This window comes from Streptomyces sp. NPDC012466 (assembly GCF_042955215.1).
GTDB lineage: Bacteria > Actinomycetota > Actinomycetes > Streptomycetales > Streptomycetaceae > Streptomyces.
Genome location: NZ_JBIBEQ010000012.1, coordinates 186,470 through 200,223, shown reverse-complemented (window position 1 = coordinate 200,223; position 13,754 = coordinate 186,470). Strand labels below are relative to the sequence as shown.

Here is a 13,754-nt window from a genome sequence, read left to right as displayed (position 1 = left end):
GACCGCCAAGGAGCGCGCGATGAGTGCCGCAGACACCACCACCCCCGCCAAGGTGCCGCCACCGCGGCAGGCACCGCCGCCGCCCTTGAAGGACCGGCGGCCCCGCGGGCAGCGCACGTCGGGCGGGGCCTTCGCCCCCTGGCTGCTGCTCGCGCCCTGCCTGCTGATCCTCGCCCTGGTCATGGGCTATCCGCTGGTCCGGCTGGTCACCCTGTCCTTCCAGAACTTCGGGCAGTCCCAGCTGTGGGGCTTCCAGCCGGCCGAGACGGTCGGGTTCGACAACTTCGCCAAGGTGCTGGGCGACGGCGAGTTCTGGGCCGTCGTCCTGCGCACGATCGTCTTCGCGGCCGGCGCCGTCGTCTTCACCATGGTGATCGGCATGACGCTCGCCCTGCTGCTCCAGCGGGTCTCCGGCTGGCTGAAGATGCTCATCAACATCGTGCTGGTGGCCAGCTGGGGCATGCCGGTGATCGTCGCGACCACGGTCTTCAAGTGGCTCTTCGACTCGGACTACGGCGTCTTCAACGCCCTGCTCAGCAAGCTGCCCGGCGTCGAGATGATCGGCCACAACTGGTTCGCGAGCGGCCCCGAGGGCCTGGCGGTGATCATGCTGCTGGTGATCTGGGGAGCCGTGCCGTTCGTGGTCATCACGCTCAGCGCCGGCCTCACCCAGGTCCCGAAGGAACTGGAGGAGGCCGCACGCCTGGACGGCGCCGGCTCCTGGGGCGTCTTCCGCTATGTCACCCTGCCCGTCCTCAAGCCGATCATCGTGATGCTCACGACCCTGTCGGTCATCTGGGACATGGGCGTCTTCCCCCAGGTGTTCGTCATGCGGGGCGGCCACCCCGAGCCGGAGTTCCAGGTCCTCAACACCTACTCCTACGACCGGGCGTTCGTGGTCAACGACTACGCCCAGGGATCGGCCATCGCGCTGGTCACCGTCCTGCTGCTGCTCGGCGTCGTCGCCGTCTACATGCGGCAGATGCTGAAGATCGGAGAGGTCGAATGAGCACGCTCGCCCGAGCCGGCCGCCGGAAGAACTCGCGGCTCGGCTGGAACCTCCTCGGCCTCCTCGTCTTCGTCACCGCGGGCTTCCCGCTCTACTGGATGCTCAACACGGCGTTCAAGCCCGCCGAGGACGCCATCGACGCGGATCCGAGCCTGCTGCCGACCGGCATCACCTTCGACAACTTCACCCGGGCGCTGGACATCGCCGACTTCTGGGGCCCGGTGGGCCGCAGCCTGGTGGTGTCGCTGGCCGTGGTCGTCATCGGCATGGTCGTGGGGCTGCTGGCCGCGCTCGCCATCTCCCGGTTCGCCTTCCGCGGCCGCAAAATCGTGATCGTGGGCATCCTCGCCGTCCAGATGGTCCCGCTGGTCGCCATGATCATCCCGGTGTTCCTGCTCCTCAACGACCTGGGCCAGTACGACCGGCTCACCGGCCTCATCATCACGTACCTGACCTTCATCCTCCCGTTCACGGTGTGGACGCTGAGGGGCTTCATCGTCAACATCCCGAAGGAACTGGAGGAGGCCGCCATGGTCGACGGCTGCTCCCGCACCGGCGCCTTCCTGCGGGTCGTCTTCCCGCTCCTGGCCCCCGGCATGGTCGCCACCTCGGTCTACGGTTTCATCCAGGCCTGGAACGAGTACCTCTACGCCCTGATGCTGCTCAGCCAGAAGAACCAGACCGCGACCGTCTGGCTCGGCAACTTCACCACCAAACACGGCACCGAATACGCCCCGATGATGGCCGGCGCCACGATGATGGCCGTGCCGATCGTCGCCCTCTTCCTCCTCGTCCAGCGCAAGATGGCCGCGGGCCTGACCGCGGGCGCCGTGAAGGGATGACCCCACCCCATGACGACACTCGCCAGCGGCACCGACACACTCACCCGCGACGCCCTGACGGTCCTCCAGCCCGGCTTCACCGGCACCACCGCCCCCGACTGGCTGCTGCGGCGGCTCGGTGAGGGCCTCGCCTCCGTCGGACTGTTCGGCCGCAACATCGCCTCCCCCGGCCAACTGGCCGCCCTGACCGCCCAGCTGCGGGCCGAGCGCGACGACGTCCTCGTCGCGATCGACGAGGAGGGCGGTGACGTGACCCGCCTGGAGGTGCGCAGCGGCTCCTCCTTCCCGGGCAACCACGCCCTCGGCGCGGTCGACGACGTGGAACTGACCCACCAGGTCGCCCACGAGCTGGGCCGCCGCCTCGCCGCCTGCGGCGTCAACCTCAACTGGGCCCCATCCGCCGACGTGAACTCCGACCCGCGCAACCCGGTCATCGGCGTCCGCTCCTTCGGCGCCGACACCGCACTGGCCGCCCGGCACACCGCCGCCTATGTGACCGGCCTGCAGTCCGCCGGGGTCGCCGCCTGCACCAAGCACTTCCCGGGCCACGGCGACACGGCCGTCGACTCCCACCACGCCCTGCCGCGCATCGACATCTCCGCCGACGTTCTGGCCGAGCGCGAACTGAGCCCGTTCCGCGCCGCCATCGCCGCCGGCACCCGGGCCGTCATGAGCGCCCACATCCTGGTCCCCGCCCTCGACCCCGACCGCCCGGCCACCCTCTCCCGGCGCATCCTCACCGGCCTGCTCCGCGGCGAGCTCGGCTACGACGGCCTCATCGTCACCGACGGCATGGAGATGCGCGCCATCGCCGGCACCTACGGCATCGAACGCGGCAGCGTCCTCGCCATCGCCGCGGGCGCCGACGCGATCTGCGTGGGCGGCGGCCTGGCCGACGACGCGACCGTACTGCGCCTGCGCGACGCCCTCGTCGGAGCCGTGCGCGCCGGTGAACTCGCGGAGGAGCGCCTGGCCGAGGCCGCCGACCGGGTACGCGCCCTGGCCCGCTGGGCGGGCACGACGGGCCGCCCGGCCGAGGACACCCAGGGCTCCGAGGTCGGCCTGCACGCCGCCCGCCGCGCCCTGACCGTGACCGCCGCACCGGGCCTCGGCAGCCCCGACGCCTTCGAGCCCCTCACCGAACCGCCCTACGTCGCCGCCCTCACCCCCGTCGCCAACATCGCCGTGGGCGACGAGACCCCGTGGGGCGTCGCCGCGGAACTCGTCCACCTCCTGCCGGGCACGGTGACGGGCAGTTTCTCCGCCGGGGACGGCCCGGAGAACGAGGCAGGGGAGAACGCCGGCAGGGCGGCCCTTCAGGCGGCCGGCCCCCGCCGCATCGTCGCCGTCGTCCGCGACGAACACCGCCACCCCTGGATGGCCTCCGCCCTCGACACCCTGCTGGCGGCCCGCCCCGACACCATCGTCGTCGAGATGGGCGTCCCCCAGGCCGTCCCGCGCGGCGCCCTGCACCTCGCCACCCACGGCGCGGCCCGCGTCTGCGGCCGGGCGGCGGCCGAGGTGATCGCCGGGATCACGGGATGGTGAGAGAACGCGCGTGAAGCGGCCGGTCGGCCGCGTTCCGTGCGGGTCCGGCCGAGGGCATCCGCGCCGTGGCGATGAGTTCCGGCCGGGCCGTGAATCTCCTCCGGTGACCGCCGCCGCGGCGCCAGACGCCGTCGGGAGGACAACCACGAGGGCCGGCTCGAGGGAAGCGGCCCGTGCCGGTCCTGACGCTCGGACGCCGAGGGCACCGCCGGCCGGAGCCCGACCGGCCGCCCCCTACCGACGTGGCCCCGCCGGGGCGCGAATACGGATGCCGTGGAGACCCTCGGGCCGGCGCGGCCCTCACCACTGACCCGTCTTCGCTCGCAGCGGCCGTGATCGGGCGCACGGTTGTAAGGCTGCATCCGAATGTAGTACTTCTTATACATGAGCGAGCAGGTGCACAACAGGTTGGCCGTGGTGCGCGCCGAGCACAAGGTGTCGCGCCAGAGCCTGGCCGAGGCAGTGGGAGCCCACTACCAGACCATCGGCTACATCGAGCGGGGACAGTACAACCCGAGCCTCGACCTGGCGCTGAAGATCTCCAAGTTCTTCGGCCTGCCGGTCGAGGCCCTCTTCTCCCTCGAACCGTTCCGGCCGCTCACGGACGAGGTCTACGGGAGGAACCAGCCATGACGACGACACGCCTGACCCGCTACGACCGGAGCATGCTGCGGCTGATGAACGACCGCCGCGCGGCGGCCTGGTACGCCACGGCGGCACGCCGCCGCCTGGCCGTCGCCGCCCATGTCACCCTCACCGTGGCCCTCGGCGCTCTCATGACCCACTTCTTCCTCGCCGAGGGCGAGCCACTGTGGACCGTGGCCGTCATGGCGGTGCTGCTGCTGCCGTGGATGGTCGCGACCGGAGTGATCAACGGCGCCACCCGAGGCCTGCTGGAACTGCGCGAACGCGCGCTGGACGAGCGCCAGTCGGCAGAACGCAGCCGCGTCCTGGCCCGGGCCCACCGCGTGACGACCCTGCTCCTGGCAGCGGTGGTGGTCACCCTGCTGATCACGGGCGGGGTCGCCGGCGACGCCCCGAAGGCCTATGCCGCACCCCTGCTCATCGCCGTCCTCGTCGTCCACTGGGTGATGCCCCTGTGGGTGGCCGGCTGGCGCGCCCAGGACGAACCGGCCGAGGACGACGTACTCGAGGCGGAGGTACTCGGCCACTAGGGCTCTCGGTCGCCAGGCTGTCGTTCGGACCGGGCGGCAGGGGCGTGACGATGCAGTCCGGCTCGGCCGGGAGGCCCTAGATCCCCTGCCACTCCGGCTTGTTGGCGTAGGTGTGCCGGAAGTAGTCCGCCAGCTTCAGCTTCGACGCGGCGGCCTCGTCGACGACGACGGTCGCATGCGGGTGGAGCTGGAGCGCGGACGCCGGGCACACCGCGGCGATCGGCCCCTCCACGGTCGCCGCGACCGCGTCGGCCTTGCCCTCGCCGGTGGCGAGCAGCACCAGATGCCGGGCCTCCAGGATGGTGCCGATGCCCTGCGTGATCACGTGGTGCGGCACCTGATCGATGTCGCCGTCGAAGAAGCGCGCGTTGTCGATCCGGGTCTGCTCGGTCAGCGTCTTGATCCGCGTCCGCGACGCCAGCGACGAGCACGGTTCGTTGAACCCTATGTGCCCGTCGGTCCCGATCCCCAGCAGCTGAAGGTCCACACCTCCGGCGTCCGACAGCGCCTTGTCGTACGCCTCGCACGCCCCCTGCACGTCCTCCGCCGTGCCGTCCGGGCCCGTGAACTGGTCCATTCCGATCCCCAGCGGCTCCAGCACCTCACGTCGCAACACCGAGCGGTAGGACTCCGGGTGGTCGGCGGGCAGTCCCACGTACTCGTCGAGCTGCGCGATCCGCGCCCGCCCGACGTCCACGGCACCGGAGCGCACCTTCGCCGCCAGTGCCTCGTACACGGGCAGCGGCGTCGAGCCGGTGGCCACGCCGAGCAGAGCACCGGGCTTGCGCCGGAGCAGCTGCGCCATGGCCTCGGCGATGAGCTCGCCGCCCGACTTGGCGTCCGGAACGATGACAACTTCCACGCTGGGCCTGCCGATCTGAGAGGAGTGCCGATCTGAGGGGAGTGCTCAACTGGGACTGGACCCCGGGGTGGGTCACGTGGTTTAGACCAATCTAACAGAGGAGACCCGCCCCTCCCAGGGTCGGCACCGCCGCTCCCACGCGGGCGACGCCGCCGTGCCGACCAGGTCGCCAGGGGGTGAACAGTGCCGCTCCGCACTGCCCTCGGAGGCACCGCCCTCGGAGGAGGAGCGGAGGGGACATCGAGGGCCCCGGGCGGGCACTGTCCGGCCCGAGGGGGTGGAATGGGGTCTGCAGCCGCCCCGCCCCCGGAAGGACTCGCGATGACCGCCGCCACACCGGATCACCTCAGCGAGCTCCCCGGCCGGACCATGGCCCGGGAGATGGCGGAACAGCCCGCCGTCCTGCGCCGGATCCTGTCCGAAGGTGCCCCCGCCATTCAGGACGTGGCCCGGCAGATCGCCGAGCGCGCACCCCGCTTCGTCCTGCTCACCGCGCGAGGCACCTCAGACAATGCCGCCCTGTACGCCAAGTACCTCCTGGAGATCCGGCTCGGCCTGCCCTGCGGACTCACCTCGATGTCCACCACCACGGCCTACGGCGCCCGGCCCGACCTCACCGACGTCCTCGTCGTCACCGTCAGCCAGTCCGGCGGCTCACCGGACCTGGTCGCCTCGACCCGGGCCGCCCGTGAAGCCGGCGCGATCACGCTGGCCGTCACCAACAACCCTGACTCACCGCTCGCCGGCGTCTCCGAGTACCACATCGACATCATGGCCGGGCCGGAGAAGGCCCTCCCCGCGACCAAGACCTACACCGCCTCCCTTCTCGCGCTCTACCTCTTCGTCGAGGGGCTGCGCGGCGGCGACGGCGCGCCCGCGCAGGTGCTGCCGGACCTCGCCGAGCAACTGCTCGCCCGGCAGGGAGAGGTGCGTGCCCTCGCCGCCCGCTACCGCTTCGCCGAGCGCATGGTGATCACCTCGCGCGGCTACGGCTACCCCACGGCCAAGGAGGCCGCGCTCAAGCTGATGGAGACCAGCTACATCCCCGCCCTCTCCTACTCCGGCGCGGACCTGCTGCACGGACCTCTCGCCATGGTCGACAACGTCTCCCCGGTCATCGCCGTGGTCACCGACGGCAAGGGCGGCGAGGCGCTCCAGCCCGTCCTGGACCGGCTGCGCGCCCGCGGCGCCGACCTCGTCGTCATCGGCCCCGGGAACCAGGTCGAGCAGGCGTCGGCCGGTTTCGTCCTGCCGACGGGCGACGTGGCCGAGGAGGTCCAGCCCGTGCTGGAGATCATCCCCCTCCAGCTCCTGGCCTACGAGGTCACCATCGCCCGGGGCCAGGACCCGGACGCGCCCCGGGCGCTGGCGAAGGTGACGGAGACGCACTGAGGGCGGGGGCGTTCCAGAGCGTCACCACGGGCCTCACGACTTGGCCGTCGCGGCCACCGTGCCCTACCGGGCTCTCACGGCCGCCGTGCAACCACGAGCCACCCCGCCACGCCTACGTGAGCGAACCCCCCGTCACATCCACCCAACTCCCCGTCACCCATCGCCCCCCGTCCGACACCAGGAACGCCACCACATCGGCGACCTCGGCGGGCTCGCCGACCCCGCCCAGTGCCGATAGCGCCGCGGCCTTCGCCCAGCCGTCGGGGCTGCCGCGCAGCAGTTCCGCCGTGTTGTCCGTGTCGATGATGCCCGGGGCCACCGAGTTCACCGTGATGCCCCGGCGCCCCAGCACCTTGGACAGATCCCGCGAGAAGACGTCCAGGGCGCCCTTCGTCATCGCGTACGCCATGTTGTCCGGCATCGCCGCCGTCCGGGCCAGCCCCGACGAGATGTTGACGACCCGGCCGCCGTCCCGCAGGCGCGTCATGCCGTGCTTGAGGATGAAGAACGGCGCCTTCACGTTCACCGCGAAGACCTCGTCGTACTCCCGCTCCTCCAACTGTCCGATCGGCCGCGTGTTACCGATCCCCGCGTTGTTCACCAGGATGTCCAGCCCGTCCGCGTGCCGGTCGAACTCCTCCCACAGTGCCTCGGCGTCCCCCGGCACCCCCAGCTTCACGCCCACCGTGAACGCCGAACCCCCGGCCCTCTCGATCGCCGCGACCGTCTCCTTCGCCGCCGTCTCGTTCCTGCCGTAGTGCACCGCGACCCGTGCGCCGTCGCGGCCCAGCCGCTCGGCGATTCCCCGCCCGATGCCCCTGCTCGCCCCCGTGACGAGTGCCGTCCTGCCCGTGAGTACGCCCATGTCGGCGCCCCCTCCCATTTACCTAGCGATCGATACAGAAATGACCGTACAGCAGTCCGCCGACATTTCTCTAGTGCCCGCTATAAAATGCATCCCATGGTGAACGACGACGGAACCGCGAAGGTCCCGAAGGAGCCCGACGCGAGCGCGAGGGCCACCGGGGGTGGCAAGGTCAAGGCCAGGCCTCGCGGCCGCCCCCGCTCCTTCGATCGTGAGACCGCGCTGGAGAAGGCCCTGCTGGCCTTCTGGGAGCACGGTTACGAGGCCACGTCCGTCTCCGACCTCACCCGTGTCATGGACATCGGCGCCCCCAGTCTCTACGCGGCTTTCGGGGACAAGCGCTCCCTCTTCGAAGAGGTCGTCCGCGTGTACGGCACGCGGCACGGATCCTTCACCGACCGCGCCCTCGCCGAGGAGCCCACCGCGCGCGCCGCCGTCGCGCGCATCCTGCGCGAAGCCGCCGTCGTCTACACCGAACCCGGCCACCCGCACGGCTGTCTCGTCGTCCACGCGGCCGCGAACTGCTCCAACCCCGAGGTGGAGCAGTCGCTGCGGGACCGCCGCAACGCCAACATCGCCGCGTTCGAGAGCCGTATCAGAGCCGATGTCGCCGCCGGCGTGCTGCCGCCGGCCACCGACGCCGCCGCCCTGGCCCGCCACGCCGGGGCGATGATCCAGGGCATGTCACAACAGGCGCGCGACGGGGCGAGCCGGGAGGAACTGGAGGCCGTCGCGGAAATTGCCCTGTCCATCTGGCCCCGCACAGGAACCCACACGGGTTAGGCTGCCTGCTGGGCGCCGGTGCGTCCGACGTGCCGCAGAAATGACAACAACGAACAGCCTCCCACGCATGGACACCCATAAGTGGTCTAGTCCACAATGCGTAGCGAGCGCGCGTGTGCAACGCGCACCAGCCTCCGTCTTCCCCGCACAGGAGGACGGACCGAGGAACCGAGGCTCTCTGCCCTGACTGCCCCGGCTCCTCATCCTTCGGCCGACCGGGACCGCACACCCCACGGCCGATGTTGCTCCGGGCTGCGGTGCCGGGAGGGTTGAGGGTCCCTCTCAGGCGCCGCGGCCCGCGGGTGTTTCAGGGCCGTACCAACCCCCGGGTACGCTCGCAACGTGCCCTCCATGAACGAACTCGTACGCCAGCACACCGCCCTCGACGACACCGACCTCGAGTGGCTGCACCTGCTGGTCTCGGAGTGGCAGCTGCTCTCCGACCTCTCCTTCGCCGACCTGGTCCTGTGGGTCCCCACCAGCGACGGCGCCCGGTACGTCTCGGTCGCCCAGATGCGGCCCAACACCGGCCCGACCTCGTACCAGGACGACATGGTGGGCCACCTCGTCCCGCGCGGCCGCCGCCCGATGCTGGACGTAGCTCTCGACGAGGGCCGCATCGTGCGCGAGGGCGACCCCGAGTGGCGCGAGGAGGTACCCGTCCGGGTCGAGTCGATCCCCGTGCGGCGGGAAGGGCGCGTCCTGGGGGTCATCGCGCGCAACACCAACCTCCTCACCGTGCGCACCCCGAGCCGTCTGGAGCTCACCTATCTGCAGAGTGCGTCCGACCTCGCGCAGATGATCGCGGCCGGGTCCTTCCCGTTCGCGAACCAGCAGCTCGACATGGACGCCTCGCCCCGGGTGGGCGACGGACTCATCCGGCTCGACGCGGACGCCATCGTGCAGTACGCCTCCCCGAACGCCCTGTCCGCCTACCACCGGCTCGGCCTCGCCTCCGACCTCGTCGGGCAGCACCTGGGCAAGACCACCGCCGAACTCGCCCCGACCCGGGGCCCGGTGGACGAGGCGCTCGCCAAGGTCGCCAGCGGCTGGGCGCCGCGCGAGTTCGAGATCGAGGCCACTGACGGAGTCATCCAGTTCCGCGCCATCCCGCTCAAGCCGAAGGGCACCCGGATCGGCTCCCTCGTCCTGCTCCGCGACGTCACCGAACTGCGTCGCCGCGAGCGCGAGTTGATCACCAAGGACGCGACGATCCGGGAGATCCACCACCGCGTCAAGAACAACCTCCAGACGGTGGCGGCGCTGCTCCGCCTCCAGGCCCGGCGCATCGAGTCCGACCGTGGACGCGAGGCCCTCGAAGAGGCGGTGCGCCGCGTCGGATCGATTGCGATCGTGCACGAGACGCTCTCCCAGAACCTGGATGAGCGTGTCGAGTTCGACGACATCGCCGACCGCGTGCTGGCCATGGTCGCGGAGATCTCCCCGGGCAAGGTCGCAGGCCGGCGCACCGGACGCTTCGGCATTCTCGACGCCGAGGTCGCCACCCCGCTGTCGATGGTGCTGACCGAGGTGCTGCAGAACGCGCTGGAGCACGGTTTCCGCGAAGGCGACACCGGCACGGTCGAGGTCTCGGCGGTCCGTGGCGGCACCACCAAGGAAGCCCGGCTGCTGGTCACGGTCCAGGACGACGGGGTCGGCCTGCCGGAGGGGTTCGATCCGCACACCGCCGGCAATCTCGGCCTCCAGATCGTGCGGACGCTGGTGGAGGGCGAGTTGGGCGGCACCTTCGACATGGTCCCGGCCCCGGACCGCGGCACCCGCGTGATCCTCGACATCCCCGTGCGAGCGCAGAAGTAGCGGAAACCACAGTCCTGGAAGAGGGGCCGCAAAGCGAAGAGGGGCCGGAAAGCGATGAGCCCCGGGCCACCAAGTGGCCCGGGGCTAAAGCTCGTTGCTGCTTAACTAAGCGCATCGGGGGAACTGCGCGCTGCGGCTCGGGGGCGGGAGATGCGTACTCGCTGTACGCGCCGCCAAGCTCAGGCTGTCAGCAGGGGTGGGTTGTCAGGCGGAGGCCTGACGGGCCCGGTTGCGGGCGGCGCGGCGCTTCATGGCGCGGCGCTCGTCCTCGCTGAGACCACCCCAGACGCCGGAGTCCTGACCGGACTCGAGCGCCCACTGCAGACACTGCTCGATCACCGGGCAGCGACGGCAGACGGCCTTGGCTTCCTCGATCTGCAGCAGCGCAGGACCGGTGTTGCCGATGGGGAAGAAGAGCTCGGGGTCTTCCTCGCGGCAAACGGCGTTGTGACGCCAGTCCATGGCTGCTACCTCTCCTTGGTATTACGTGCAGGGCTTGCTTGTGAATGTGAACGCTTTCACGAATCCCTCAACAAGTGAAGGGCCGACTGCCAGGTTCCCCGGCGAAGGTCCTGTGAGTTGAAGAGGGGTTCTGGTGATCAGTGGAGGCCGGTGTTGCGGGCCGTCTCGATCGCCACGTAGAGACTCGCAAACCTCAGCGGCGGATACAACCCCTTCTGGAAAGTTTTTTTTGATTCTTCGGTGTCGACTAGGTCACAGCCGTACTTCCATGGGGTGGACCCTGGCCTAAACGTTCGAGTGAAAGGACTTTAGCCAGTTCTGCTCACACAATCACACGCAGTGCACGGCGTACGCCTGTGAACGTCACGCTTGTTCGCAGGCCCAGGTGGTCACCGTCCATCTGGAGGGGGAGCGGGACCTTCGAATGCAAGGTGAACTCGGTCAAGTCATGCAGAGAGGTGGCGTGCTTGCCGTGCGGTCCCCGCTCGGGGGACGAAGTGAGCAACTGGGTGCCATACCGGGCAACCGCCGCGGTGGACAGGCGGCTGAGACCGAAGAGATCGAGCCCGGTATCGAACGAGGCTTTAGGTGCCGCGTAGATCGGGCGATTCCCCAGAAACGTCCAGGGGGAGGTGTTCGAGACTATGGAGAGCACCAGATCGGTGATCGGGTCCTGGCCGGCCCGCTCCAGCGTGATCGTCCCGTTGCGGCGGTTCGGCTCACCCAGGAGCTGACGCACGACCTGGCGCACGTAAAGAGCATGTGTGGATTTCCGGCCGCGTTCGCGGTGCTGCTCCACACGACCCACCACACCGGCGTCGAAACCCAGGCCCGCGTTGAAGGTGAACCAGCGGGACGGCACCGCCTCGTCCTCCGTGCCCGGCGTGCCCGAGGTCAGACCCAGGCCGACCGTGCGTTCGCTGCCGTCGCGCAGGGCGTCCAGCAGGGCGCCGGTGGCTTCCACGGCGTCGTTGGGCAGGCCCAGGGCGCGGGCGAAGACGTTCGTGGAACCGCCCGGGACCACGGCGAGACCGGGCAGATGCCCCGGAGCGGGGCCGGCGTGCAGAAGGCCGTTGACCACTTCGTTGACCGTGCCGTCGCCGCCGAGGGCCACCACCAGGTCGATGTCGTCGCTGTCGGCGGCGTGCCGGCCCAGGTCGCGCGCATGGCCGCGGTACTCGGTGGTGACCGCCTCCAGCTTCATCTCGCTGGCGAGCGCATGGATCAGTACGTCGCGTGTGCGCGCACTTGTGGTGGTTGCCGCCGGATTGACCACGAGAAGTGCACGCATGACTGGCAGCGTACCTACTGGGTGGTACCTGGCCCATACCGAGGTAGGGATCGGGTAAGAGAGTGGGGGTGAACCGGACCACGGGGGGCGTGTACGACGGGGGCTACCCTTCAGGGGTGAGCAGTGAGCAGACCCGCACCACCGAGGAAACCACCGGCCCCCGCCCCCGGCGTCTGACGTACGCCGCGCTGCTGGCCGCACTGGAGGGGCTCGCGCTGGTCGTCGGTGGCGTCTGGATCCTCGTCCTCGGCCTCACGGGGCATCCGGACGACCGGCAGCAGGCGGTCACCGGAGGCATCACGCTGGTCGTGCTCGCGCTGCTGCCGTTGCTCGCGGCCCGCGGCCTGCTCGCGCTGCGCAGCTGGAGCCGCGGTCCGGCGGTGATCACCCAGCTCATGGCGCTGCCGGTGGCCTACAACCTGCTGCAGGCCGACAGCATGGCCATTCCGGCCGGGATCGCCCTCGCGGTCGTGGCCGTCGCCTCGCTCGTGCTGCTGGTGAACCCCGAGACGACCCGGGCCCTCGGAATCCGCGGGCCCGGCAACCCAGGCAACCTGGAGAAGTAGCCGTCACTCCTCGACGAGGAGCTTCTCCCGCAGCTGCGCCAGTGTGCGCGCCAGCAGCCGGGAGACGTGCATCTGCGAGATGCCGACCTCCTGCGCGATCTGCGACTGGGTCATGTTGCCGAAGAACCGCAGCAGCAGGATCCGCTTCTCACGTGGCGGGAGGTCCTCCAGCAGCGGCTTGAGGGACTCCCGGTACTCCACGCCCTCCAGCGCCTCGTCCTCGGCGCCGAGGGTGTCCGCGACCGCCGGGGACTCGTCGTCGGTGTCGGGGACGTCCAGGGACAGCGTGGAGTACGCGTTGGCGGACTCCAGGCCCTCCAGGACCTCCTCCTCCGAGATCGCCAGCTTCTCGGCGAGCTCGTGGACCGTGGGGGAGCGGCCGTGCAGCTGCGAGAGCTCGGCCGTGGCCGTCGTCAGCGCCAGGCGCAGCTCCTGCAGCCGGCGCGGGACGCGCACCGCCCAGCCCTTGTCGCGGAAGTGCCGCTTGATCTCACCGACGACCGTGGGGGTCGCGTACGTCGAGAACTCCACGCCGCGGTCCGGGTCGAAACGGTCCACCGACTTGATCAGGCCGATCGTGGCGACCTGGGTGAGGTCGTCCAGCGGCTCGCCGCGGTTGCGGAAGCGGCGCGCGAGATGCTCCACGAGCGGCAGATGCATCCGGACCAGCTGGTTGCGCAGCTCCGCGTACTCCGGGCTGCCACTGCTCAGGGTGCGCAGCTTGAGGAACATCTCGCGCGCCCCGCTGCGGTCCGGGGAGCCGTGGTGCGCATTCTGTGCGTGGTGCGTGCGCGGCGCCTGATCCTCGGAGTGTCGCTCGTGCTCGCTCATCGTCCCGCCCGTCGCCCTTCCCCGAGCCCTCGCCTCCTCCGCCACTCTCGACTCCGCGGGAGTGGGGGGACCCCCCTGGGCCGGGGATGCGGCGATCCCCCCGCCCGGAGGCGCGCTCCGCACGGCACCGTCCTGGTCCCGCCCGCCGCCCGGGAGGACGGCCCCCGCGGAGTCGTCCTCGGGATGCGGGCGGGCCTGCTCGGGGATGCCGTCGATGCCGTCCGCCATGCGCCGGGCACTGCTCGGGCCGCTCGTGCCCGTGGCCTCGGCCGGCAGCTCTCGTGTGCCGCGCTCTTCGTCCCGCACCGGC

Annotated in this window: 14 protein-coding genes; 9 read left to right on the top strand and 5 right to left on the bottom strand. The window is 70.6% G+C overall.

What is annotated here, in order from left to right; genetic code table 11:
- The first annotated feature begins 19 nt into the window (after positions 1-19).
- The 5 genes from ACFY9E_RS35280 (at position 20) to ACFY9E_RS35260 (ending at position 4,574) form a co-directional block, all read left to right on the top strand.
- Positions 20-1,009 (top strand): ABC transporter permease subunit, encoded by a 990-nt coding sequence (locus ACFY9E_RS35280; RefSeq protein ID WP_390991319.1) that lies wholly within the window; start codon positions 20-22, stop codon positions 1,007-1,009.
- A complete protein-coding gene (locus tag ACFY9E_RS35275) occupies positions 1,006-1,851 on the top strand; it encodes an ABC transporter permease subunit (RefSeq protein WP_390991316.1) in 846 nt (281 codons plus the stop codon). Before ACFY9E_RS35280 ends, ACFY9E_RS35275 begins: the two co-directional genes overlap by 4 nt.
- Positions 1,852-1,860: 9 nt before the next feature.
- On the top strand, positions 1,861-3,399 hold the full coding sequence (locus ACFY9E_RS35270) for a glycoside hydrolase family 3 N-terminal domain-containing protein (RefSeq protein ID WP_390991313.1): 1,539 nt from the start codon (positions 1,861-1,863) through the stop codon (positions 3,397-3,399).
- A 384-nt stretch (positions 3,400-3,783) separates the two neighbouring features.
- Complete coding sequence (locus ACFY9E_RS35265; RefSeq protein WP_030851643.1) at positions 3,784-4,032, top strand: helix-turn-helix transcriptional regulator; 249 nt, start codon at positions 3,784-3,786, stop codon at positions 4,030-4,032.
- Positions 4,029-4,574 carry a hypothetical protein gene (locus ACFY9E_RS35260; RefSeq protein ID WP_390991310.1) on the top strand — a complete coding sequence of 182 codons (546 nt, stop codon included), beginning with the start codon at positions 4,029-4,031 and terminating at the stop codon, positions 4,572-4,574. The genes ACFY9E_RS35265 and ACFY9E_RS35260 overlap by 4 nt, the downstream gene beginning before the upstream one ends.
- A 76-nt stretch (positions 4,575-4,650) precedes the next feature.
- On the opposite strand, the gene nagB is transcribed toward ACFY9E_RS35260, so the two are convergent.
- Positions 4,651-5,436: a glucosamine-6-phosphate deaminase gene (nagB, locus tag ACFY9E_RS35255; protein WP_390991307.1), complete on the bottom strand. Its 786-nt coding sequence runs from the start codon at positions 5,434-5,436 to the stop codon at positions 4,651-4,653.
- 321 nt (positions 5,437-5,757) lie between these two features.
- Between nagB and ACFY9E_RS35250 the strand changes: the two genes are divergently transcribed.
- The gene (locus tag ACFY9E_RS35250; protein ID WP_390991304.1) at positions 5,758-6,828 is read left to right on the top strand and encodes an SIS domain-containing protein; all 1,071 of its coding nucleotides are present in this window, start codon (positions 5,758-5,760) and stop codon (positions 6,826-6,828) included.
- Between the two features lie 112 nt (positions 6,829-6,940).
- Here ACFY9E_RS35250 and ACFY9E_RS35245 read toward each other — a convergent pair whose 3' ends face one another.
- Positions 6,941-7,693, bottom strand: a complete 753-nt coding sequence (locus ACFY9E_RS35245; protein WP_390991301.1) for an SDR family oxidoreductase — start codon at positions 7,691-7,693, stop codon at positions 6,941-6,943.
- A 96-nt stretch (positions 7,694-7,789) separates the two neighbouring features.
- Between ACFY9E_RS35245 and ACFY9E_RS35240 the strand changes: the two genes are divergently transcribed.
- Entirely contained in the window at positions 7,790-8,476 is a 687-nt protein-coding gene (locus ACFY9E_RS35240; protein WP_390991298.1) for a TetR family transcriptional regulator, read from the top strand.
- Positions 8,477-8,827: 351 nt separating this feature from the next.
- The gene (locus ACFY9E_RS35235; protein WP_390991487.1) at positions 8,828-10,294 is read left to right on the top strand and encodes a histidine kinase N-terminal domain-containing protein; all 1,467 of its coding nucleotides are present in this window, start codon (positions 8,828-8,830) and stop codon (positions 10,292-10,294) included.
- 204 nt (positions 10,295-10,498) lie between these two features.
- Here the strand turns inward: ACFY9E_RS35235 and ACFY9E_RS35230 are convergent, their stop codons facing one another.
- Together ACFY9E_RS35230 and ACFY9E_RS35225 are read right to left on the bottom strand one after the other, a co-directional pair.
- Positions 10,499-10,756: a WhiB family transcriptional regulator gene (locus tag ACFY9E_RS35230; protein WP_003992873.1), complete on the bottom strand. Its 258-nt coding sequence runs from the start codon at positions 10,754-10,756 to the stop codon at positions 10,499-10,501.
- 322 nt (positions 10,757-11,078) lie between these two features.
- Entirely contained in the window at positions 11,079-12,047 is a 969-nt protein-coding gene (locus tag ACFY9E_RS35225; RefSeq protein WP_390991295.1) for a diacylglycerol kinase family protein, read from the bottom strand.
- Between the two features lie 116 nt (positions 12,048-12,163).
- Here ACFY9E_RS35225 and ACFY9E_RS35220 point away from each other — a divergent pair, with 116 nt between their 5' ends.
- A complete protein-coding gene (locus tag ACFY9E_RS35220; RefSeq protein WP_390991292.1) occupies positions 12,164-12,613 on the top strand; it encodes a hypothetical protein in 450 nt (149 codons plus the stop codon).
- Between the two features lie 3 nt (positions 12,614-12,616).
- Here ACFY9E_RS35220 and ACFY9E_RS35215 read toward each other — a convergent pair whose 3' ends face one another.
- The gene (locus tag ACFY9E_RS35215; RefSeq protein WP_390991290.1) at positions 12,617-13,750 is read right to left on the bottom strand and encodes a SigB/SigF/SigG family RNA polymerase sigma factor; all 1,134 of its coding nucleotides are present in this window, start codon (positions 13,748-13,750) and stop codon (positions 12,617-12,619) included.
- Positions 13,751-13,754 lie beyond the last annotated feature (4 nt).